This window comes from Mycoplana sp. ABR4_002 (assembly GCF_056159645.1).
In genome coordinates, this window is sequence record NZ_JBSWVO010000001.1 from 1,213,539 (window position 1) to 1,235,148 (window position 21,610).

General features: G+C 67.9%; 14 protein-coding genes. 6 read left to right on the top strand and 8 right to left on the bottom strand.

What is annotated here, in order from left to right:
* The first annotated feature begins 121 nt into the window (after nucleotides 1-121).
* From ACXAGF_RS05820 to ACXAGF_RS05835, 4 genes are all read left to right on the top strand, one after another.
* Nucleotides 122-1,681 (top strand): Do family serine endopeptidase, encoded by a 1,560-nt coding sequence (locus tag ACXAGF_RS05820; protein ID WP_475015190.1) that lies wholly within the window; start codon nucleotides 122-124, stop codon nucleotides 1,679-1,681.
* 116 nt (nucleotides 1,682-1,797) lie between these two features.
* Nucleotides 1,798-2,478: a response regulator transcription factor gene (locus tag ACXAGF_RS05825; RefSeq protein ID WP_475015191.1), complete on the top strand. Its 681-nt coding sequence runs from the start codon at nucleotides 1,798-1,800 to the stop codon at nucleotides 2,476-2,478.
* Nucleotides 2,479-3,903: a sensor histidine kinase gene (locus ACXAGF_RS05830; RefSeq protein ID WP_475015193.1), complete on the top strand. Its 1,425-nt coding sequence runs from the start codon at nucleotides 2,479-2,481 to the stop codon at nucleotides 3,901-3,903.
* A gap of 168 nt (nucleotides 3,904-4,071) precedes the next feature.
* Nucleotides 4,072-7,011 (top strand): bifunctional [glutamine synthetase] adenylyltransferase/[glutamine synthetase]-adenylyl-L-tyrosine phosphorylase, encoded by a 2,940-nt coding sequence (locus ACXAGF_RS05835; RefSeq protein WP_475019220.1) that lies wholly within the window; start codon nucleotides 4,072-4,074, stop codon nucleotides 7,009-7,011.
* A 37-nt stretch (nucleotides 7,012-7,048) separates the two neighbouring features.
* On the opposite strand, the gene ACXAGF_RS05840 is transcribed toward ACXAGF_RS05835, so the two are convergent.
* Together ACXAGF_RS05840 and pepN are read right to left on the bottom strand one after the other, a co-directional pair.
* The gene (locus tag ACXAGF_RS05840) at nucleotides 7,049-9,391 is read right to left on the bottom strand and encodes a PAS domain-containing sensor histidine kinase (RefSeq protein ID WP_475015194.1); all 2,343 of its coding nucleotides are present in this window, start codon (nucleotides 9,389-9,391) and stop codon (nucleotides 7,049-7,051) included.
* Nucleotides 9,392-9,571: 180 nt separating this feature from the next.
* Complete coding sequence (gene pepN / locus ACXAGF_RS05845; RefSeq protein ID WP_475015196.1) at nucleotides 9,572-12,217, bottom strand: aminopeptidase N; 2,646 nt, start codon at nucleotides 12,215-12,217, stop codon at nucleotides 9,572-9,574.
* 264 nt (nucleotides 12,218-12,481) lie between these two features.
* Between pepN and ACXAGF_RS05850 the strand changes: the two genes are divergently transcribed.
* Nucleotides 12,482-14,785 (top strand): xanthine dehydrogenase family protein molybdopterin-binding subunit, encoded by a 2,304-nt coding sequence (locus ACXAGF_RS05850; protein WP_475015197.1) that lies wholly within the window; start codon nucleotides 12,482-12,484, stop codon nucleotides 14,783-14,785.
* Between the two features lie 170 nt (nucleotides 14,786-14,955).
* A complete protein-coding gene (locus ACXAGF_RS05855; protein ID WP_475015199.1) occupies nucleotides 14,956-15,894 on the top strand; it encodes a DMT family transporter in 939 nt (312 codons plus the stop codon).
* A gap of 16 nt (nucleotides 15,895-15,910) precedes the next feature.
* Here ACXAGF_RS05855 and ACXAGF_RS05860 read toward each other — a convergent pair whose 3' ends face one another.
* From ACXAGF_RS05860 to ACXAGF_RS05885, 6 genes are all read right to left on the bottom strand, one after another.
* Complete coding sequence (locus tag ACXAGF_RS05860) at nucleotides 15,911-17,194, bottom strand: MFS transporter (protein WP_475015201.1); 1,284 nt, start codon at nucleotides 17,192-17,194, stop codon at nucleotides 15,911-15,913.
* Between the two features lie 181 nt (nucleotides 17,195-17,375).
* Nucleotides 17,376-17,519 (bottom strand): hypothetical protein, encoded by a 144-nt coding sequence (locus tag ACXAGF_RS05865; protein ID WP_475015203.1) that lies wholly within the window; start codon nucleotides 17,517-17,519, stop codon nucleotides 17,376-17,378.
* A gap of 68 nt (nucleotides 17,520-17,587) precedes the next feature.
* The gene (locus ACXAGF_RS05870; protein ID WP_475015205.1) at nucleotides 17,588-17,764 is read right to left on the bottom strand and encodes a hypothetical protein; all 177 of its coding nucleotides are present in this window, start codon (nucleotides 17,762-17,764) and stop codon (nucleotides 17,588-17,590) included.
* A gap of 190 nt (nucleotides 17,765-17,954) precedes the next feature.
* Nucleotides 17,955-18,830, bottom strand: coding sequence for a uracil-DNA glycosylase (locus ACXAGF_RS05875; protein ID WP_475015208.1), 876 nt, complete (start codon nucleotides 18,828-18,830; stop codon nucleotides 17,955-17,957).
* Nucleotides 18,831-18,910: 80 nt separating this feature from the next.
* Entirely contained in the window at nucleotides 18,911-19,699 is a 789-nt protein-coding gene (locus tag ACXAGF_RS05880; RefSeq protein ID WP_475015210.1) for an SDR family oxidoreductase, read from the bottom strand.
* A gap of 58 nt (nucleotides 19,700-19,757) precedes the next feature.
* The gene (locus tag ACXAGF_RS05885; RefSeq protein WP_475015212.1) at nucleotides 19,758-21,074 is read right to left on the bottom strand and encodes an Hsp70 family protein; all 1,317 of its coding nucleotides are present in this window, start codon (nucleotides 21,072-21,074) and stop codon (nucleotides 19,758-19,760) included.
* Nucleotides 21,075-21,610: the final 536 nt, after the last annotated feature.

Here is a 21,610-nt window from a genome sequence, read left to right on the forward strand (position 1 = left end):
TTTTCAGGGGCTTGCCCAACATTACCAAAATTTCATGTCGCGGACAGTGTGCCGTAATGTTTGGGACCCTATCTGTGGAGCATCGATTTCATTCGAGCCACAGACAGAAAAGGCAGACGCGATGCTAACGCAAAACTCCCTCCGCCCCTCGCTCAAGACGGTGCTGAAGACCTCGACCGTTGCGGGCCTTGCCGCAGTCATGCTGGCGACCGGCATCCCGGCGCAGGTCGCGCAGTCCTTCGCCGAACCGGTCAAGGTCACCTCGCCCCAGGTTGCAAGCTTCGGCGACGTGGTCGACGCGGTCTCCCCGGCGGTCGTTTCGGTCCGCGTCCAGTCCGACGTCAAGCCGGTCGACGACGACGGCAGCTTCAGCTTCAACTTCGGCGGCCGCGGTTTCGACGACCTGCCCGACGATCACCCGCTGAAGCGCTTCTTCCGCGAATTCGGCGGCAAGGACGACTTCCGCGGCGATCACGGCAGGCGCCAGTTCGGCGAGCGCCATGGCGGCAAGCGCAAGGGCCACCTGCGCCCGTCGTCCCAGGGCTCCGGCTTCATCATTTCCGAGGACGGCTTCATCGTCACCAACAACCACGTCGTCGACGATGGCGCCGCCTTTACCGTCATCATGAATGACGGCACCGAACTCGACGCCAAGCTGATCGGCAAGGACAGCCGCACCGATCTCGCCGTGCTGAAGATCGACAACAAGGAGAACCGCAAGTTCACCTATGTCAGCTTCGCCGACGACAGCAAGGTTCGGGTCGGCGACTGGGTGGTTGCGGTCGGCAACCCCTTCGGTCTCGGCGGCACCGTCACCGCCGGCATCATCTCGGCGCGCGGTCGCAACATCGGTTCTGGCCCCTATGACGACTACCTGCAGATCGACGCGGCGGTGAACCGCGGCAATTCCGGCGGGCCGGCGTTCAACCTCGACGGCCAGGTCGTCGGCATCAACACGGCGATCTTCTCGCCCTCCGGCGGCAATGTCGGCATTGCCTTCGCCATCCCCGCCTCCGTCGCCAAGGACGTCGTCGCCGACCTGATGAAGGACGGCTCGGTCGAACGCGGCTGGCTCGGCGTGCAGATCCAGCCGGTGACCAAGGACATTGCCGAATCCCTCGGCCTGGCCGAGGACCGGGGCGCGCTGGTTGTCGAGCCGCAGGAAGGCTCGCCCGGCGAAAAGGCCGGCATCAAGCAGGGCGACGTGATCACCGCGCTTGACGGCGACACCGTCAAGGACCCGCGTGACCTCGCCAAGCGCGTTGCCGCGATCGAGCCGGGCACGGACGTCGACCTGTCGGTCTGGCGCAACGGCAAGTCCGAGACGGTCAAGGTGACCATCGCCAAGCTCGAGGCCGATCAGCAGGCCACGGCGCCGGAAGAGCTGCAGGAGCCGGAGATCGGCGACGAGGAGCTCGCCGATCTCGGGATCTCCGTCAGCCCGGCCGAAGACGGCAACGGCGTCACGGTGGCCCAGGTCGATCCGGACTCCGACGCCAGCGACCGCGGCCTGAAGGAAGGCGACCGGATCACCTCGGTCAACAACCAGGACGTCAAGTCGGCGGAAGACATCACCAAGGTCATCGACGCGGCGCGCAAGAACGGCCGTTCCAAGGCGCTGTTCCAGGTCGAGACCGATGACGGCAGCCGCTTCCTTGCCCTGCCGATCGATCAGGGCTAACCCGCACAGTTCGATCCGGTACGCCGCGGAATCGCAAGATTTCGCGGCGTTCGCGCATCTCGCGCCCGCCCGGGCCGGACTGTTCAACACCGCGGCAACATGTGTAAGGTCCCGCCATGAAGATACTGGTTGTTGAAGACGATCTGGACGCCGCCGCCTATCTTTCGAAGGCGTTTCGCGAGGCCGGCATCGTCACCGATCACGCGAGCGACGGCGACAGCGGCCTGTTCCTGGCGAGCGAGAACGCCTACGACGTTCTCGTCGTCGACAGGATGCTGCCGCGCCGGGATGGGCTGTCGCTGATCTCCGAGCTGCGGGCGAAGGGCATTCACACGCCGGCGCTGATCCTGTCCGCGCTCGGCCAGGTCGACGACCGGGTCACCGGCCTGCGCGCCGGCGGCGACGACTATCTGCCAAAACCCTATGCCTTCAGCGAGCTGCTGGCGCGCGTCGAGGTGCTCGGCCGCCGCAAGGGTACGCCCGAGGACATGACCTATCGCGTCGGCGATCTCGAACTCGACCGGCTCGCCCACGTCGTCCGCCGCGGCGGCAAGGAGATCCTGCTGCAGCCGCGCGAGTTCCGGCTCCTGGAATACCTGATGAAGAACGCCGGCCAGGTCGTCACCCGCACGATGCTGCTGGAGAACGTCTGGGACTACCACTTCGACCCGCAGACCAATGTCATCGACGTGCACGTCTCCAGACTGCGCTCGAAGATCGAAAAGGACTTCGAGCAGCCGCTTTTGCGCACCGTGCGCGGCGCCGGCTACATGATCAAGGACGAGGTCTCCGCCTGAATGTCCTCCGGTATCGTCACCCTGTTCCGGACGACCGCGGTTCGCCTCTCCGCCCTGTACCTGCTCCTGTTTGCCGTCTGCGCCGCGTTCCTGGTCTTCTACGTCACCTCGCTGGCGCAGGGCTATCTGGAGCGGCAGATGCACGAGACGGTTTCGGTGGAGGTCGCCGAAATCCGGCAGATGTACGCCGCCAACGGCATGAACGGCCTTTTGAGGACGCTGGAGCGCCGCGCGCGCCAGCCGGGCGCCAACCTCTATGTCATCGCCAGCCCGGCGGGCGAAATCCTCGCCGGCAACGTGCTATCGCTGCAGCCGGGCGTGATGGACAGTGACGGCTGGACGCAGACGCCCTTCCGCTACCAGCGCTTCCAGGACGAGAACAGCTCGCAGCGGCGCGCGGCGCGCGCCGAGGTGTTCGTCCTCGACAACGGCCTGCGCATCCTCGTCGGCCGCGACCTCGGCGAGCCGGACAGCTTCCGCGGCCTGGTCCGGCAGGCGCTGGTGGTCGCGCTCGGGATCATGGGCATCGGGGCGCTGGCGATCTGGTACCTGATCGGCCGCAATGCGCTGAAGCGCATGGACCGGATGTCGCACGCCAGCCAGCGCATCATGGACGGCGATCTCGGCCAGCGCCTGCCGATCGGCGGATCGGGCGACGAGTTCGACCGGTTGTCGGAATCGCTGAACGCCATGCTGGAGCGGATCGAGAAGCTCAACGAGGGCCTGCGGCAGGTGTCCGACAACATCGCCCACGACCTGAAGACGCCGCTGACGCGCCTGCGCAACAAGGCGGAAGCCGCCCTCGCGGCCAGTGCGAACACCGCGGACCACCGCGAGGCGCTGTCGGAGATCATTGCCGAGTCTGACCAGCTGATCCGCACCTTCAACGCGCTGCTGATGATCTCGCGGGTCGAGGCGGGCTCGGCGGTGGCCGAGATGGCGCCGGTCGACCTCAGCCAGAGCGTGGCCGACTGCGTCGAACTCTACGAGCCCGCGGCCGAGGACGCCGGGCTCGCGGTGACCTCGGCGATTGCCCCGGCAATCACGGTGACCGGCAACCGCGAACTGATCGGCCAGGCGCTCGGAAACCTGCTCGACAACGCAATCAAGTATGCCGAGGGCGTGGAGGATGCCCGCATCGAGGTCCGGCTCGCCCGGGAGGGCGAGGGTGCCATCGTCGCGATCTCGGACAACGGGCCGGGCATCCCGGCACAGCATCGGGCCGACGTGCTCAAGCGTTTCGTCCGACTTGACGAGAGCCGCAGCAAGCCCGGAACCGGCCTTGGCCTGTCGCTGGTCGAGGCGGTGATGGAGGTGCACCACGGCCGCCTCGAACTGCGCCCGACGACAACCGAGGGCGGCGAGCGCGGGCTGACCGCGGTGATGCGTTTTCCGGCCGCCGCGGCCGGCAAGGACGGCGCCTGAACGGAGGGCCGGCGCGGTTCGCGCCGGAGAGCGGACTGGTGCTGCCGGGGTTTTCGTCCTCGACCCGGGCTGGTACACCGAAAGCGGGAACGCGCCTGCACCCGGACCCGATCCGGGGCCATCGCCTGCGGCGTGTCCAGGGGGAGAGCCGTGACCACAGACAAGACCATGCGCCTTGGCGAGATCGAGACGTGCCCGATCCGGCCGCTGAGCCAGAGCGAGGCGAAATCCGCGCTCTCCGACCTGAAGGACATGGCGCGCGCCGAAGCCAGAATTGCGGCGCTGCTCGCCTCGGAGGGACCGCTGAAGGACTTCGTCGTCGCCGCCCTTTCGCTCTCGCCCTATCTGCGCGACACCGCGCGCATCGCGCCGGAACTGCTGGTGGCGGCGATCGGCGAGCCGCTTCTGCCGCAGGTCCGGGATGCCATCGCCGAGACCCGCCGGGCGTGGGACCCGGCGCTGCACGAGGATGCCGGCGAGGGGGCGCTGATGACGCGCCTGCGCCAGGCCAAGCGCAAGGTCGCCTTCCTCACCGCCATTGCCGACCTGGCGGGCCTGGTCGACGGCCGGCAGACGACGCGCCTGCTCAGCGACCTGGCCGAGGCGGCCGTCTCGGCGGCGATGGATCACCTGCTGCTGTCGGCCGAGGCGAGCGGCAAGCTGAAGCTGAAGAACAGCGGCCGGCCGAGCGAGGGGTCCGGGGTGATCGTGCTCGGCATGGGCAAGCTCGGGGCGGGCGAGCTCAATTATTCCTCCGACATCGATCTCGTCGTGTTCTTCGACCCGCAGGCCGACATCGCCGTCGACCACAGCGAGGCGACGGAGACCTTCACCCGGCTGGTGCGGCGGCTGATCCGGATCCTGCAGGAGCGCACCGGCGACGGCTATGTCTTCCGCACCGACCTGCGGCTGCGCCCGGATCCCGGCGCGACGCCGCTGGCGATCTCGGTCGATGCGGCGATGCTCTACTACGAGAGCCGCGGCCAGAACTGGGAGCGGGCCGCCTTCATCAAGGCCAAGGCGATTGCCGGCGATACCGCGGCGGGCGAAGGGTTCCTGCGCGAACTGACGCCGTTCGTCTTCCGCAAGTATCTCGACTATGCCGCCATCGCCGACATCCACTCGATCAAGCGCCAGATCCACGTCCACAAGGGCCATGGCGAGATTGCGGTCAAGGGCCACAACATCAAGCTCGGCCGCGGCGGCATCCGCGAGATCGAGTTCTTCGTGCAGACCCAGCAACTGATCGCCGGCGGCCGGATGCCGGCGCTGCGGCAGCGTGCGACCGAGCCGATGCTGAAGGAGCTCGTCAATGCCGGCTGGATCGACGCCGAAACCTGCACCGAACTGACCGCGGCCTACTGGTTCCTGCGCAACGTCGAGCACCGGGTGCAGATGGTGCATGACGAGCAGTCGCATGTGCTGCCGGAAACCGAGAGCGAGCTCAAGCGCATCGCCTACATGATGGGCTTTGCCGACACGGCCGCGTTTTCCGCGGCGCTGGTCGACACGCTGAAGACGGTCGAGCGCCGATATGGCGCGCTGTTCGAGCAGGAGGCGAAGCTGTCGAGCGAGGGTGGAAACCTCGTCTTCACCGGCCAGCGCGACGATCCCGGCACGCTCGAGACGCTGCGGCAGCTCGGTTTCGAGCGGCCCGAGACGATCTCGCAGACGATCCGCACCTGGCATTACGGCCGCTACCGCGCCACGCAATCGGTGGAGGCGCGCGAGCGGTTGACCGAACTGACGCCGGAACTGCTGCGCGTCTTCGGCGAGAGCAAGCGCGCCGACGAGGCGCTGTTGCGCTTCGACCATTTCCTGTCGGGGCTGCCGGCGGGCATCCAGCTCTTTTCGCTGCTGGGCAGCAATCCGCGCCTGCTGTCGCTGATCGTCAACGTCATGTCGTCGGCGCCGCGTCTGGCGGAGATCATCGCGGCGCGGCCGCACGTGTTCGACGGCATGCTCGATCCGAGCCTTTTGGCGGAATTGCCGACCCGCAGCTATCTCGCCGAACGCATCGCGGGTTTCGTCGCCGGCGCCCGCGACTACGAGGAGGTGCTGGACCGGCTGCGCATCACCGCGGCCGAGCAGCGGTTCCTGATCGGCATTCGACTGCTGACCGGCGCCATCAACGGCGCCCGGGCCGCGCGCGCCTTCACCCACGTCGCCGACCTGATCGTCGAGGCGGCCCTGGCGGCGGTGCGGCGCGAGATCGAGGCCGCCCACGGCACCTTCGCGGGCGGCCGGGTGGCGGTCGTCGGCATGGGCAAGCTCGGCAGCTTCGAGCTGACGGCGGGCTCGGACATCGACCTGATCCTGCTCTACGACTATGACGGGGGGACTGCGGCGGAGTCCGACGGGCCGAAGCCGATCGACGCCACCCGCTACTTCGCCCGGATGACCCAGCGCCTGATCGCCGCGCTCTCGGCGCCGACGTCGGAGGGCGTGCTCTACGAGGTGGACATGCGCCTGCGCCCCTCGGGCAACAAGGGCCCGGTCGCCACGCGCATCACCGCCTTTGCCAAGTACCAGGAGGAGGAGGCCTGGACCTGGGAGCACATGGCGCTGACGCGCGCGCGGCTCGTCTGCGGCGACGAAAGCCTGGTCAAGGAGGCGGAGGCGACGATCCGGCACATCCTCGACCGCAAGCGCGACGTCGCCGCCATTGCCAAGGACGTCGTGGAGATGCGGGCGCTGATCGAGACGGAGAAGCCGCCGCGGGACCTCTGGGACCTGAAGCTCATCCCCGGCGGCCTGATCGACCTCGAGTTCATCGCCCAGTTCCTAGCGCTGGTGGCGCCGGCGCGCGGCGCCGAGCAGCCGGAAAAAGCGATGGCGACCAGGGACGCGCTCGCCATCGTCGCGCCGGGACAGATGGATCCCAACGATTTCGATACGGTCACGGAGGCCCTGCGGCTGTTCACCGAGATTTCGCAGATCGTCCGGCTCTGCATCGACGGGCCGTTCGAGCCGAAGGAGGCGCCGTCCGGACTGATCGATCTCGTGTGCCGGGCGGGGGACTGCCCGGACCTGCGCACGCTCGAGGCCGAGGTGCGGCGGATGTCGAAGGCGGTGCGGCGGATCTTTCAGGCGACCCTCAAGACCTGAGGAAGGCGGCAACTCGCAGCGGGCGGATCAGCACAGGTCAGGCCCGGGCCCGCGCCGGCGCCCGTTCTACGTCCGGGATGCGCACCGAGATGACGGTGCCCTTGCCCTCGACCGAGCAGATCCGCATGCTGCCGCCGTGCAGTCGGGTCAGCGACCGCGAGATGGCAAGGCCAAGGCCGGAGCCGCCCTTGCTCTTGGCGTACTGGCTCTGCACCTGCTCGAACGGCTGGCCGATCTTGATGAGCGCCGACCTGGGAATGCCGATGCCGCTGTCGGCGATGGTCAGCGTGACGGCCCCGGCGCGCTTGTTGGCGCGCACATGCACCTTTCCGCCATTGTCGGTGAACTTCATCGCGTTGGAGAGGAGGTTGAGCAGGATCTGTTTCATCGCCCGGCGGTCGGCGACGAGCGACAGGCCCGAAGACACCTTCTGGTCGACCCGGATGTTCTTCCGCTCCGCCTGCACGGCGGTCAGGCGCAAGGTTTCCTCGATCAGCGGTGCGAGGTCGATGGCGTCGCAACTGATGCGCATGTGGCCGGCCTCGATCTTGGACATGTCGAGGATGTCGGTGATGACGTTGAGCAGATGCTGGCCGCTTTCGTGGATGTCGCGGGCGTATTCGTCGTACTTGTCCGAGCCGAGCGGGCCGAACATCTGGTTCTGCAGGATGTCGGAAAAACCGAGGATGGCGTTCAGCGGCGTGCGCAGCTCGTGCGACATGTTGGCGAGGAATTCGGATTTCGCCCGGTTCGCCGCCTCCGCGCGCTCCTTCTCGGCCTGGTAGTTGGCGTTGGCGACCGACAGTTCCGATGTCTGCCGCTCCAGCTTGGCGCGCGAGGCGGAGAGATCGCCGATCGTGGCGACCAGCCGGCGCTCGGATTCGCGCAGCCGCGCCTGGTGGCGCTTGATCATGGTGATGTCGGTGCCGACCGAGACGAGGCCGCCGTCGCGGGTGCGCCGCTCGTTCACCTGCAGCCAGCGCTCGTCGGCCAGCTGCACCTCGGTGGTCTGGGCGCCGTTGCTGCCGCAGTTGTCGGCCACCCGCCGCGCGATCACCGGCCGCGCCGCGGCCGCGAGCACGACGAGCCGCTCCGTGCCCGGCACGAGCACCGCGTCCGGCAGGCCGTAGGCCTGCTGGTAGTGGGCGTTGCACATCACCAGCCGGTCGTCCTTGTCCCAGAGCACGAAGGTCTCCGAGGTGCACTCGATGGCGACCGCCAGCCGCTGGTCGGCCTCCTGGTAGCGCTGCGCCAGCCGGTGCTGCTCGGTCACGTCCATGGCGATGCCGATCATGTGGGTGCGGCCCGAGGACATGCGGATCAGCTGCGCGCGGGCCCGCAGCCAGACATAGTGGCCGTCGGCGTGGCGCATGCGGAACACCTGGTCGACCTGGCGTGCCTCGCCGCGGGCGACCGAGCGCGCGACCTGGTAGATGCCGTCGTCGTCGGGATGCATCAGCCGCGCCGCGTCGCCGAAGGACATGTAGCTGTCCCGCGGCGTCATGCCGAGCATCTCGTACATGGAGCGCGACCAGAACAGGCGACGGCCGGACAGGTCGAAGTCCCAGAGGCCGCAGCGTCCGCGCGCCAGCGCTGTCTCCACCCGCAGGTTCGACTCCGCGAAGATGGCGTCGGCGTCGCGCGCGCGCTTGGCCTGCAGGAAATAGGCGTAAAGGATGATGCCGAGGATGGCGGAAATCCCGGTGAACAGCGTGACGTTCAGCGACAGCTCGCTGCGCCACTGCTGGTCGACATGCCCGACCGAGCCGGCCACCAGCACGTAGCTCCCGGCGCTGCCGACCTCGACGATGGAGGCATAGTGTTCGACGCCGCCGACTTCGGCGCGCATCAGGCCGGCGGGATCGCCGAAATAGCGCGCGGCGGCGACGTCGGGCGCGATCCGCGCCACCGTCATGCCGACATAGACGGCGCCGGACAGCGAACTGGCAAACACACGCCCCTTGCCCTCGACGAAGAGGACGAGCGCGCCGTCCGGCAGGCGGTCCTGCGGCAGACGGTCCGCCAGCCTGCGCTCGACCGGGTCGCGTCGGCCCTGCGCCAGCAGCGCGCCGCCGTCCGCCGAGAACAGCGCGTCCACGGCCGCGGCCAGCATCACCGTGTTGTCGCGCACGCCCGCATCCATGCGCTGATGTTCGAGGAACAGCCCGGTCAGCCGGGAAATGCCGACAACGACCAGGAAGGCAATGATGAGGAACGGGATGGAGCGCTTGAGGATCGGCTCGGCGCGGGTCAGGCGCAGGTTCGCCGGACCGGCGAAGATCCGGGCGTGCCCCGCCAGGTCCTCGTTCCAGGACGCCACCCCCTGAAATCGGGGGCGAGTCCGCCCCCCGGCTGCGCTTCCCCGCTGCGCGTCCGCCATATCCAATACCCTGTTTCATCTGGCTGATTCGGAAAACCGCTCGTCCGAATCTAAGCTAATGAATCATTCGCGATTCGCCTTGTCCAGAGGAAAAGGTAACGATTTCTTAACCAGATTTCATCGGTGGGAAATCGTAGTCCGGCGGCGCTGCCGGCTGCCGGAGGTTAGTGTCGTTCGACGTCAGCCGTTCATCATCCGCTCGACGATGTCGGATACGTCCGGCGACAGCTTCTCGCCCGCCGCGATCCGCCGCAGGGCATTGAGCGCATGCTCGGCCCGCACGCTCTCCAGCGAGCGCCAGGAGCGCATCGCGGTCAGGATCCGGGCGGCGAGCTGCGGGTTCTTCGGGTCGATCTCGAGGATCTGCTGGGCGAGAAAGCGGTATCCTTCCCCGTCGTGGCGGTTGAAACCGGTCGGATTGGAGAAGGCGAAGGTCCCGACCAGGGCACGGACACGGTTGGGGTTGCCGCGGTTGAAGTGCGGGCTCTCCATGAGGCGCTGCACGCGGGTCAGCGCCTGTTCGCCGGGAACCGTGGCCTGGATCGCGAACCACTTGTCGAGCACCAGTGCGTTTTCGGCAAACCGCGACCTGAACGCTTCGAGGGCCCCCTCGGTCTCCGCGGCATCGGGGAAGCGGTGGGCCAGAACGGTCAGGGCCGCGCTGAGGTCGGTCATGTTGTCGGCGCCGGCAAAGGCCCGGGCCGCGCGGTCCGGCCGTCCCTCGGCGACGGCAAGATAGCCCAGCGCCGCGTTGCGCAGCGCCCGGTGGCCGGCGCTTGCCGCGTCCGGCTGGAAGTCTCCGCCCTTGTGGTGCCGGTCGTAGAGCGCGGCAAAGAGCGGGGCCCCTTCATGGGCGACAAAGGCGAGCACGGCCTCGCGGCCGGCGCGGATCGCCTCGGGGTCGTTGTTGCTGCCAAGTTCGCGCGCGATGTCGGCCTCGCTCGGCAGGGCGAGGATCTGCGCGCGGAAGGCCGGCTCGAGGGTTTCGTCGCCGGCGATCGCCACCAGCGCCTCGGCCAGCAGCGGGTTGACCGCGACGGTGCCGCCGCGGGGGGCGCGGGCCGCCGCGACCAGGGCCGGCAGGGCGATGTCGGTCAGCGCCTGCCAGCGCGCGAACAGGTCGGTGTCGTGGCGGGCGATGTGGGCGAGGTCCTTGGCGTCCTGCTCGAAATGCAGGTTGATCGGTGCCGAGAAGTCGCGGTTGAGGGTAACGACCGGCCGCGACGGGATGCCAAAGAAGGTCACGGTCTGCTTGCGCTCGGTCAGGTGCAGGACGTCGCCGGTGACGTCCGCGCCGTCCACCCCTTTGACCGTCGCCTCGGTCCCGTCCGCAAGCAGCAGCCCGAAGCGCAGCGGGATGTGCACCGGCTCCTTGAGCGCCTGCCCCGGCGTCGGCGGGATCATCTGCTCGAGCGACAGCGTGAAGGTGCCCTTGGCCTGGTCGAAGGCGCTGGACACGGTGACGAGCGGCGTGCCGGCCTGGTGGTACCAGAGCGAGAACCGGGAGAGGTCGCGCCCGCTCGCGTCCTGGAAGCAGGCGACGAAGTCCTCGATCGTCACCGCCTGGCCGTCGTGACGCTCGAAATAGAGGTCCATGCCCTTCTTGAACAGGTCGCGGCCTAGGATGGTCGCGATCATGCGCGTCACCTCGGCCCCCTTTTCGTAGACCGTGGTGGTGTAGAAGTTGTTGATTTCGCGGTACTTCGTCGGCCGCACGGGATGGGCGAGGGGGCCGGCGTCCTCCGGGAACTGCTCGGACTTCAGGTGCCGCACCTCGGCGACGCGCTTGACGGCGCGCGAGCGCTGGTCGGCGGAAAACTCGTGGTCGCGATAGACCGTCAGGCCTTCCTTCAGGCACAGCTGGAACCAGTCGCGGCAGGTGATGCGGTTGCCGGTCCAGTTGTGGAAGTACTCGTGCGCGATGATCGCCTCGATGTTGGCGTAGTCGGCATCGGTCGCCGTTTCCGGGTCGGCCAGCACGTACTTGTCGTTGAAGACGTTCAGTCCCTTGTTCTCCATCGCCCCCATGTTAAAGTCGGAGACGGCGACGATCATGAAGATGTCGAGGTCGTACTCGCGGCCGAACACCTGCTCGTCCCACCGCATCGAGCGCCTGAGCGCGTCCATCGCGTAGGCGGCGCGCGCCTCCTTGCCGCGCTCGACGTAGATCTTCAGCGCCACCTCGCGGCCCGACATCGTCGTGAACGTGTCCTCGACCACGCCGAGATCGCCGGCGACCAGCGCGAAGAGGTAGCTCGGCTTGGGATGCGGATCGAACCAGGCGGCGAAGTGCTTGCCCTCGCCATAGCCGGCGCCGCCGAGGAAATTGCCGTTGGACAGCAGCAGCGGGCAGCTGTCCTTGTCGGCGATGATGTTGACCGTGTAGACGGCGAGGACGTCGGGGCGGTCGTAGAAGTAGGTGATGCGGCGGAAGCCTTCGGCCTCGCACTGGGTGCAGTAGATGCCGTTGGTGCGGTAGAGGCCCATCAACTGGGTGTTGGCCTCCGGGTTGATCACCGTCTCGACCGTGATCTCGAAGGAGCCGGTTTCCGGCAGTCCGCCGATGGTCAGCGTGTCGTCGGCTTCGGTGAAGCGCTCCGCTTCCAGCGGCATGCCGTCGAAGAGCAGGCCAGTCATCTTCAGATCGTCGCCGTCGAGGACGAGCGGCGCGTCCGCGGCCACGCCTTCGCGGCGGTGGAACAGCAGGCGCGACGTGCATTTCGTTTCGGTCGGATCGAGTTCGAAGGTGAGGTCGACTCGTTCGAGGACGAAGTCGGTCGGGCGGTAGTCTGCCAGATGGATGATCCGGCCGCTCTCAGTGCGCATGGGCTATCCTGCTCGTGTCCTTCAGTCTGTGCCGTTTTAGAGCAACTGGCCAGGGCGCGAAAGGACGGATTGGTCATTTAGCTCGGCCCTTCATTAAACAGGCGTGCTTAACATCTCATTGCCAACGTAGTCGCTTTCGCCGCCTGCGGTTGAATATTGCGGACCGGCTCTCGACATTTGCCGGCGCTGGCCTAACATTAGGGGCATGACGGCACACACGGCCGCAATCGCGTCTTTCCGCAAACTTTTCAGGGCACCACCGGCATGACGATCGCTACACCGAAGTTCGGAGTGGGGGCTTCCGCCTTGCGCAAGGAGGATCTCCCGCTGCTCAAGGGCGAGGGCGCCTATACCAGTGACATCACCCGGCCGGGCGAACTGCGCGGCTTCGTGCTGCGCTCGCCGTACGCGGCCGCGAGCTTCGCCGTCGTCTCGGTCGAGGCGGCCCGTGCGGCGCCGGGTGTCCGCCTCGTCCTCGTGGCCGACGACATTCCCGATCTCGGCGACATTCCCTGCCTGGCCCGGATCGTGCAGCCGGACGGCAGCGAGCACGAGGTCCGCAATGCGCCGCTCCTCTGTCGCGGTAGGGTGCGCCATGTCGGCGACGCCGTGGCCTTCGTCGTTGCGGACACACAGGCCCAGGCCGAGGACGCCGCCGAGCTGATCGAGCTCGACTGGATGATGGAGGAGGCCAACGTCTCGCTCGCGGCGCTCGAAGGCGGCGAGGACGTGCCGCTGGTCTGGCCGGAACTTGGCACCAATCTCGTCTACGAGCACCAGACGGGCGATCCAGAGCCGGTCGACGACGCCTTCGCCAGAGCCGACCGCGTCACCGAGATTTCGCTCGTCAACAACCGGCTCGTGGCCAACTACATGGAGCCGCGCGCGGCCATCGGCGAATGGGACGCGGCCAGCGGCGGCTTCACCCTGACCAGCGGTTCGCAGGGCGCACACAGCCTGCGCAACTCGCTGGCGGGCCACGTCTTCCGCGTGTCGCCGGAGATGATCCGCGTCGTCACCCCGGAGGTCGGCGGCGGCTTCGGCACGAAGGCCTTCGCCTACCGCGAATATGCGCTGGTGCTGGAGGCGGCCCGTCGTCTCGGTCGGCCGGTGAAGTGGGTCAGCAGCCGCGCCGAGCATTTCCTCGCCGATTCCCACGGCCGCGACAGTCTCGTTACCGCCGCGGCCGCGCTCGACGCGGGCGGGCGGATCACGGCGCTGCGAGTCCGCATGACCGCGAACATGGGCGCCTACCTGTCGCAGTTCGGACCGCTGATCCCGACGGCGGCGGCGATGATGGCGACCGGCGTCTACGACATCCCGCTGCTCGACATGCGCATCCGCGCCTACTACACCAACACCACCCCGGTCGACGCCTACCGCGGCGCCGGGCGGCCGGAGGCCGCCTATGTGATCGAGCGGCTGGTCGACAAGGCGGCGCGCGAGAGCGGGCTGTCGCCGGCGGAGTTCCGCCGCCGCAACTTCATCCGGCCCGAGCAGTTCCCCTACCGGACCCAGGGCGGGCGCCTCTATGACGTCGGCGAGTTCGACGGCCACATGAGAAAGGCGCTGGAACTGGCTGACTGGGATGGCTTTCCGGCCCGCGCCGAGGCGAGCGCCGCACGCGGCCGCCTGCGCGGCATCGGCATGTCGACCTATGTCGAGGCCTGCGCCTTCGCCGGCTCCGAGCCTGCCAGGCTGACGCTCAACCCGGACGGCACGATCACGCTCTTCATCGGCACGCAGACGAACGGCCAGGGCCACGCCACCGCCTACAGCCAGTTCATCGCCGACAAGATCGGCATCGACTTCGACCGCATCACCGTGCGCCAGGGCGATACGGCGGAACTGGAGAAGGGCGGCGGCACCGGCGGCTCGCGCTCGATCCCGCTCGGCGGCGTGTCCGTCGCCGCCGCCAGCGAGAGCCTGGCCGAAAAGATGAAGCGCATCGCCAGCGACGCGCTGGAGGCGGCGATCGAGGACATCGAGCTGGTCGCGGCGGGTGCGCGCGTCGTCGGCACCGACCAGGCGCTGGACTATGCCGGCATCGCCGCGGCGGCGAAGTCGGAGGATGACCTGATCGCCGTGTCGGAGGTCGTCCAGGACGAGGCGACCTATCCGAACGGCACCCACATCGTCGAGGTCGAGATCGATCCGGACACGGGCCGCGTCGAGATCGTCGGCTACCAGGCCGTCGACGACTTCGGCCTGACGGTGAACCCGGTTCTGCTGCTCGGCCAGGTCCATGGCGGCATCGTCCAGGGCATCGGCCAATGCCTGAGCGAGGAGGCCGTCTATTCGGACGACGGCCAGTTGCTGACGGCAACGTTGATGGATTACGGCCTGCCGCGCGCCGACGACCTGCCGTTCTTCCGCTTCGAGACCCGCAACGTGCCCTCGACCACCAATGCGCTCGGCATCAAGGGCGCGGGCGAGGCGGGTACGATCGGCGCCTGTCCGGCCGTCATGAACGCTGTCGTCGACGCGCTCCACCGGGCGCGCGGCGTCGACCACATCGACATGCCGGCGACGCCGCAGAAGGTCTGGAAGGTCCTGAACGGAGGCTGATCCGCCGCCGGCGCGCGACCGGCGGCGAGCCATCAAAAGCTGTGCGCGCGCATCACGAATATTGATCCCGCTTGGCCGGCGGCCGCGCTAGTATCGTGCCAAACCGGTTTGCCCGGCGACCGACGCGCTTCTCGCGCGGCCGCCGGGGCTTCAGAGAGACTGTCCTTCCGATGGAATTCGCCGAACAGCAGCCGATGAGGGCGATTTTCCTCAAGGTCTCTTCCGTCATTGTCTTCGTCATGATGGCGACGCTGATCAAGGCCGCCGGCAAGGACATCGCCACCGGCCAGATCACCTTCTACCGCTCCGCCTTCGCCCTGGTGCCGATCGCGGTCTATCTGGCCGCGCGCGGCGAACTGCTCGCGTCCTTCCGCACCGGCAACCTGTCCGGCCATCTGGCGCGCGGTTTCGTCGGCATCGTCTCGATGAGCTTCGGCTTCTACGGGCTTGTCCACCTGCCGCTGCCCGAGGCGATCGCGATCGGCTATGCCATGCCGCTGATCGCCGTGATGATCGCGGCGCTGTTCCTGAAGGAGGCGGTCGGGATCTACCGCTGGTCGGCCGTTCTGGTCGGCCTGTGCGGCGTGACGATCATCACCTGGCCGCGGCTGACGCTGTTCGACCAGGGCGGGCTCGGAGCGGCGGAGGCGGCCGGCGCCGCCGCGGTGCTCGTCTCCGCCACGCTCGGCGCCATCGCCATGGTGCTGGTACGCAAGCTCGTGCAGACCGAGAAGACGCCGACGATCGTGCTCTATTTCTCGCTCTCGGCCGCCGTGTTTTCGCTGGCGACGCTGCCCTTCGGCTGGGTCGAGATCAGCGGCAGGGCGCTGGGGCTGCTGGCGCTGGCCGGCTTCTGCGGCGGGGTGGCGCAACTGCTGCTGACGGCGAGTTACCGCTACGGCGACGTCTCCACCATCGCCCCGTTCGAATACACCTCGATCGTGCTCGGCCTGGTGATCGGCTATGTGCTCTTCGACGACGTGCCGACGCTGACCATGCTCGCCGGAACGGCGATCGTCGTCTCGGCCGGAATCTTCATCATCATCCGAGAGCACCGGCTCGGCATCCGGCGCAAGGCGGCCCGCCGCCACATGACGCCGCAGGGCTGACCCGGCCGCAGCGCGGCTACGGATTGCTCCAGCTCGGCGTGGTGGTGTCCTCCATGACCTCCTCGCTCGTGCCGTCGCCCTGCAGCGCGGCCGCGGCCTCCGCCCCGAGCGGCTGCACCGGCATTGCCTGGTAGTCGGTCTTGCCCACCATGCCCTCGGTCGCCTCGCGGCGGAACATGCGCCAGGCGGCATAGCCGCCGTAAAGGGCGAAATAGACGGAAAAGACGGCAAACAGCGCGGTCGGCCCGAAGCGGTCCATGACCGGACCCACCATCAGCGGGCCGGAGATGGTGCCCATGCCGTAGACGATCATCATGCCCGAGGAGATCTCGACATACTCGTCCGGCTGGGCGAGGTCGTTCGCGTGCGCCACGTTGAGCGCGTAGATCGGGAAGAGCACCGAGCCGACGAGCGCCGCGACGACGTAAAGGACCATCGGCGAACTGCCCTGGACGACAATCATGGCCAGGCAGCAGGCGACGCCGATCACCCCGCAGGCGATCATCACGAGGCGCCGGTCCATGCGGTCGGAGGCGCGTCCGATCGGGATCTGCGCCAGCGCGCTGCCGATCAGGACGGCGGCGAGCAGCGTCGCGCCCTGCGCCGTTGTCAGCCCGATCCGCTGGGTGAAGACGCCGCCGAGGTTGAGCCATGCGCCCGAGAGCGCGCCGGCCAGGAAGGCGCCGACGACGGCGACCGGCGAGCGTCCGTAGAGCTTGACCAGGTTGAAGCGGACCTGCGTCGGCGCGGCCGGCAGCGGCGACGACGTCAGCGCGGTCGGCAGCAGCGCGATCGAGAAGATCACCGCGCACAGGATGAACAGCGAGGTCGTGGACGGGTCGCCCAGCGGCACCAGGTACTGGCCGCCGATGTTTCCCACCATCGTCGTGATGACGTAGATGGAGAACACCGAGGCGCGGTTGTCGTTCGTCACCCGCTCGTTCAGCCAGCTTTCGATGATCAGGTAGCTGCCGGCGATGGCGAAGCCGGAGATGACGCGGAACATCATCCAGGCGCGCCAGTCGACCACCAGCGCACAAAGCAGGATCGCGATCGAAAGCAGAGTGATGAGGGCGACGAACACGCGGACGTGTCCGACCGCAAGGATGAAGCGCGGCGTGACGATGCAGGAGGCGGTAAAGCCGAGCGTATAGCCGGTCGCGATCCAGGTGACCGTTTGCGTCGACCAGCCCTCGGTCACGGCGCGAACCGGAATGACATAGCTCTGCAGCCCGAACGCCACCATCATCAGGAGCGTCGACAGCAGCAGGCTGAAGAAGGGGGCGAGGCTTGCCAGCATGGCAGGATCCCGAAAATGAGGGCGGGCAGGACGCGGCGGACGGCCCGAGTGTGGCGTCAAACGGGGCCGCTCCGCATTGTGATTTGCGACAGCCGTTGGCGCAAAGGAAAAGGGGACGCGAATGCGTCCCCTCCAGGGTTGTCACTGCTTTTTTGTCCGGCTTGTCACCGTTGTCGGGATTTCAGTTCGGCAGGAACGCCTTGAGCGGATCGCGCCGTTGCACCGCGTCGCGCGGCAGCGCGGCAAGGACCCGGTATTCGCGCGCCGCGTTGACGGCGGCGCGGATGTCGCGAAGGTCGGAGAGGAGCTTGCGCAGTGCTGTCATTTCTTCCTGGCGGGTTGTCCTTGCCGCGGGCGGACGGAAGCGCCGCAGCGGCGCTCCCGATGCGCCGCTCAGCGCTGGACGAAGTCCGAAAAGATGTGGGCGGGGCGGTTGATGCGAGCGTAGCCGGAAGCCGTCAACTGCTCGTTGGCCGGAGCGCGCAGGCCGCCGAAACCACTCGCGGGACGCAAGCCGGCATGGCGCAGCGTCTCGAAGCTCGAATGAATGGGGCGAAGGCGGGCGGTCATGATTCAGTATCCTTGATTGTCCTCCCGCATCCTATATTGCGACGCAGCAAAAATATTGCAATGCAAAAATAGGCCCCTCTGATATGCGCAATTTGCATGGCGTCGGAAATATTTCGGTCATATTTCGGGCAGGCGCGCGTGCAAGCGAATCCCTGGCGCCGGCAAGGTCCTGAAACGAATGGCTTTCTCGTCAGGCGGGGTTTGCAGCCGGGCCTGCGCGGAAGGCAAGCAGATCCTGCCAGGCGAGGCGTTTGCTGATCGGCGCGGCGGCGAGATCCTGCGGATGCAGCGTGGCAAGGGCGGGAATCGTGCGCCCGGCGATCGCAACCTGCCGCCATTCGCCGCGCAACTGGTGGATCGTCTGGCTGCCGCCGAAGAAGAATCGCGCGGCGAAGTTGCCGAGGATCAGCAGCTGATTCGGCCCGGCCAATTCGATCTGCCGCTCGATGAAGGGGCGGCAGATGTCGCTTTCGGGGCCGGACGGCACCCGGTTGCCCGGTGGGCGCCAGGGGATGACGTTGGTCAGCAGCACCTCGGCTCGGCTCAAGCCGATGCCGCCGAGCATGCGGTCCAGCATCTGGCCCTGGCGGCCGCAGAAGGGCAGGCCCTCGCGGTCGTCGTCCGCATTCGGCATCGGCCCGATCACCATTACCGCCGGCCGCGGATTGCCCTCGGCGAACACCAGGCCGCGCGCGCTGTTCTTGAGATTGCAGCCGCCGAAGCCCTCCATCGCGGCCCGGAGTTCGGCCAGCGAATTCGCAGCGGCCGCAACGAGGCCGGCCTCGGCCACGGCCTGGCCGTCGGGCATGGCGACGGCCGGGACAGCCGGGACGGGCGCCGCCGGCCGGGCGGTGCGCGCGGCATCGCCGCCCCTGGCCGCGGCGCCGCCGGCCGGGCCCGGGCCATCGCTGCGGACCTGCCGGGCGGCATGGGCTGCGCGCGCCGCCTCGAACTCGGCGATGCGGTCGACCGGCGCGTCCTCGAGCAGCCACTCCACCCCGGCATCCGCGTGAAACGCGAGCAGGGCGGCCAGTTCGGCGGCGTCGAGGTCGGAAGCGGAGATCATGTCCTAGCCATACAGGAACCGCCGCCCGCGCGGCAAGCCTTGCCCGCCGCGCGCGAGATCCGGCCGCCACGCGGCGCGTGTCAGACCGATCGGGCGGCGCTGCCGTCGCAGCGGATGATGCTCCCGGTGACGTAACTTGCCGGCTGGCTGCAGAGGAAGGCGGCGGTGGCGGCGAACTCCTCGACGGTGCCGTAGCGACGCGCCGGAATGGCTTGTTCCGATTCGGCTTTCACCTCCGCGACCGGCCGGCCGCTGCGTCTGGCGGCGGCCGCGTCAAGGCTGGTGAGGCGGTCGGTGAGGATGCTGCCCGGCAGCAGCAGGTTGGCGGTGATGCCGAATTCGGCGACCTCGTTCGCCAGCGTCTTCGACCAGCCTGCGAGCGCCGGGCGCAGCGTGTTGGAAAGCGCCAGCCCCGGGATCGGTTCGATGACGCCGGAGGAGGCAACCGTCAGGATCCGGCCCCAGCGCTGCGCCTTCATCTGCGGCAGGACGCGGTTGGCCAGCGAGATCAGCCGCAGCACCATGGCGTTGAAATAGGTCTCGAGCGTTTCGGGCGTCATGTCCTCGGTCGAGCCCGGGGTCGGGCCGCCGGAATTGTTGACGAGGATGTCGAGACCGCCGAATTGGTCCTCGACCGCGGTCGCCAGCGTGTCGACCACATCCGCCGCGAACAGGTCGGCGCGGACGAAGGCGGCCTTGCCCTGGCCTTCGGCATTGATCGCCGCGCAGTTTTGCGCGAGCTCCTCGGCGTTGCGGCCGCACAGCAGGACATCAGCCCCTTCGCGGGCAAGCGCCACGGCGATCCCCCGCCCCAAGCCGCGCGACGACGCCAGTACCAGCGCCCGTTTTCCCCTGATGCCGAGATCCATGACCTGCCTCCTTGCCGGCCGCCTGCGGCCGGGCCGTTGTCGATAGAGTTCCGGAGCTTCAATAGGCGACTTGCGCGCGCGCGTCATCTGCCGGCGTGGCCGTCCAGTCGTCGATATCGTCGCGCTCGCCGATCAGCGCCAGGCCGTGGGCGATCGACAACAGCTCGCCGCCGCTTTCGATCCGGTCCGCCGCGAAGCGCTGCTCGAACAGGCGCCGGACGGCGGGGACGAAGGAGGTGCCGCCGGTCAGAAACACCTTGTCGATGTCGGCGCCGTTCGTGTTGGTCTTGTCCAGCACGTCGTCGAGCGCCGCCTCGATCCGCGCCAGTTCCGGCGCGATCCATGCCTCGAACTCCGTGCGCCGGACGATGCGCTTCGCCCTTTCGCCGAGCGGGGTGAAGGCGAACTCGGTCTCTTCCGCGCTGGACAGCCGCATCTTGGTCGCCGACACGGCCTGGTAGAGCGGGTAGCCCTCGTCGTGCTCGATCAGGTCGACGAAGGCTTCGAGCTTTTCCGGCTCGAGGCTGACGCGCACGAGCTTCTTCAGTTCGCTGAAGTCGCGCAGCGTCTTGAAGATCGACAGCTGGTTCCAGCGGCCGAAGTTGGCGTAGTAGCCGGACGGCACCTCCAGAAGCTTGTCGAAGCTCTTGAACAGCGTGCCCTTGCCGATCACCGGTGCGACGATGTTGTCGATGATGCGGAAGTCGAAGTTGTCGCCGGCGACGCCGACGCCCGAATGGCCGAGCGGCGTCGCCGTCAGCCGCCCGGCGCGGGTCTCGAAACGGATCAGCGAATAGTCGGTGGTGCCGCCGCCGAAATCGGCGACGAGCACCGTCGCGTCGCGTTCAAGATTGCGGGCGAAGTAGAAGGCGGCGGCGACCGGTTCAAAGACGTGATGGACCTGCGGGAAGCCGAGGCGGGCGAGCGCGGCGTTATAGCGCGCACTCGCCAGCGCCTCGTTCGGGTTGCTGCCGGCGAACCGGACCGGACGGCCGATGACGAGGCGCGCGGAGCCGGGCTGGAGGGCCTCGCCCGCATAGTCGCGCAGCCGCGCGAGGAAGGCGTGCATGATGTCCTCGAACTGGAAGCGGCGGGCGTGGACCAGCGTCCCCTGGAACAGCGGGCTGGCGGCGAAGGTCTTGATCGACTGCAGGAAGCGGGCTTCCCCCGGGTTGTCGATGAACTGCCGGATCGCCGCCTGGCCGGCCTCGACCGACAGCGTCTCGGCGCCAGCCTTCAGGAAGGACAGGGCGGTGCGCAGCGTGTCCGTTTCGCCTGCGGGCGTGTGCAGTGCGACCGACCGCGTCGCGCCGCCGCTGGCAGAGGCGACGACGGAATTGGTGGTGCCGAAATCAAGGCCGAATGCGATCGTCATCGGAAAGTCCGCCTGGAGGGGTTGTCGGGTGCAGTTGAGGATGGAGAGCGCAGGACGCCGTGCCGGCGCCGCGGCGGGTGCGCCGGATCCGGTGCAGCGCTATACCCCATCCCGGCGGCAATGGGAATGCCGTGCACTGCCTGGGAACGGGCAGGCGGCGCTCGTCGCCGTTTTCCAGTTGTCGGGTTTCGCAGCGCCGACGATGGCGGAAGGCGGGTCCTGCATTTGGCGCTGCCTCCGATAATGTCAAGGCTGGTGCCTGGAATGTCCAGGAACGTGCGGGCGCTTTCGCTAGGTTTTCCTGCCGTACCGGTCACTGCAGCCGGGTGACGGTCGGCGGCAAGGGGCGCGGCGGGCGTCCGGATTGCTTCTTGACGTTTACGTAAAAGGAAATAGTCTGCACGCCCGAGGCATGAACATATGCGCAAATGCGGAGATTGTCTGTCGCGCTTCGGCTCGACAAGACTTTGCGCATTTGTCATGACAGGCCGCAAATGAAGGCTTGTCGCGCTGGGGCGGCGGCAACTGGAGGCAAG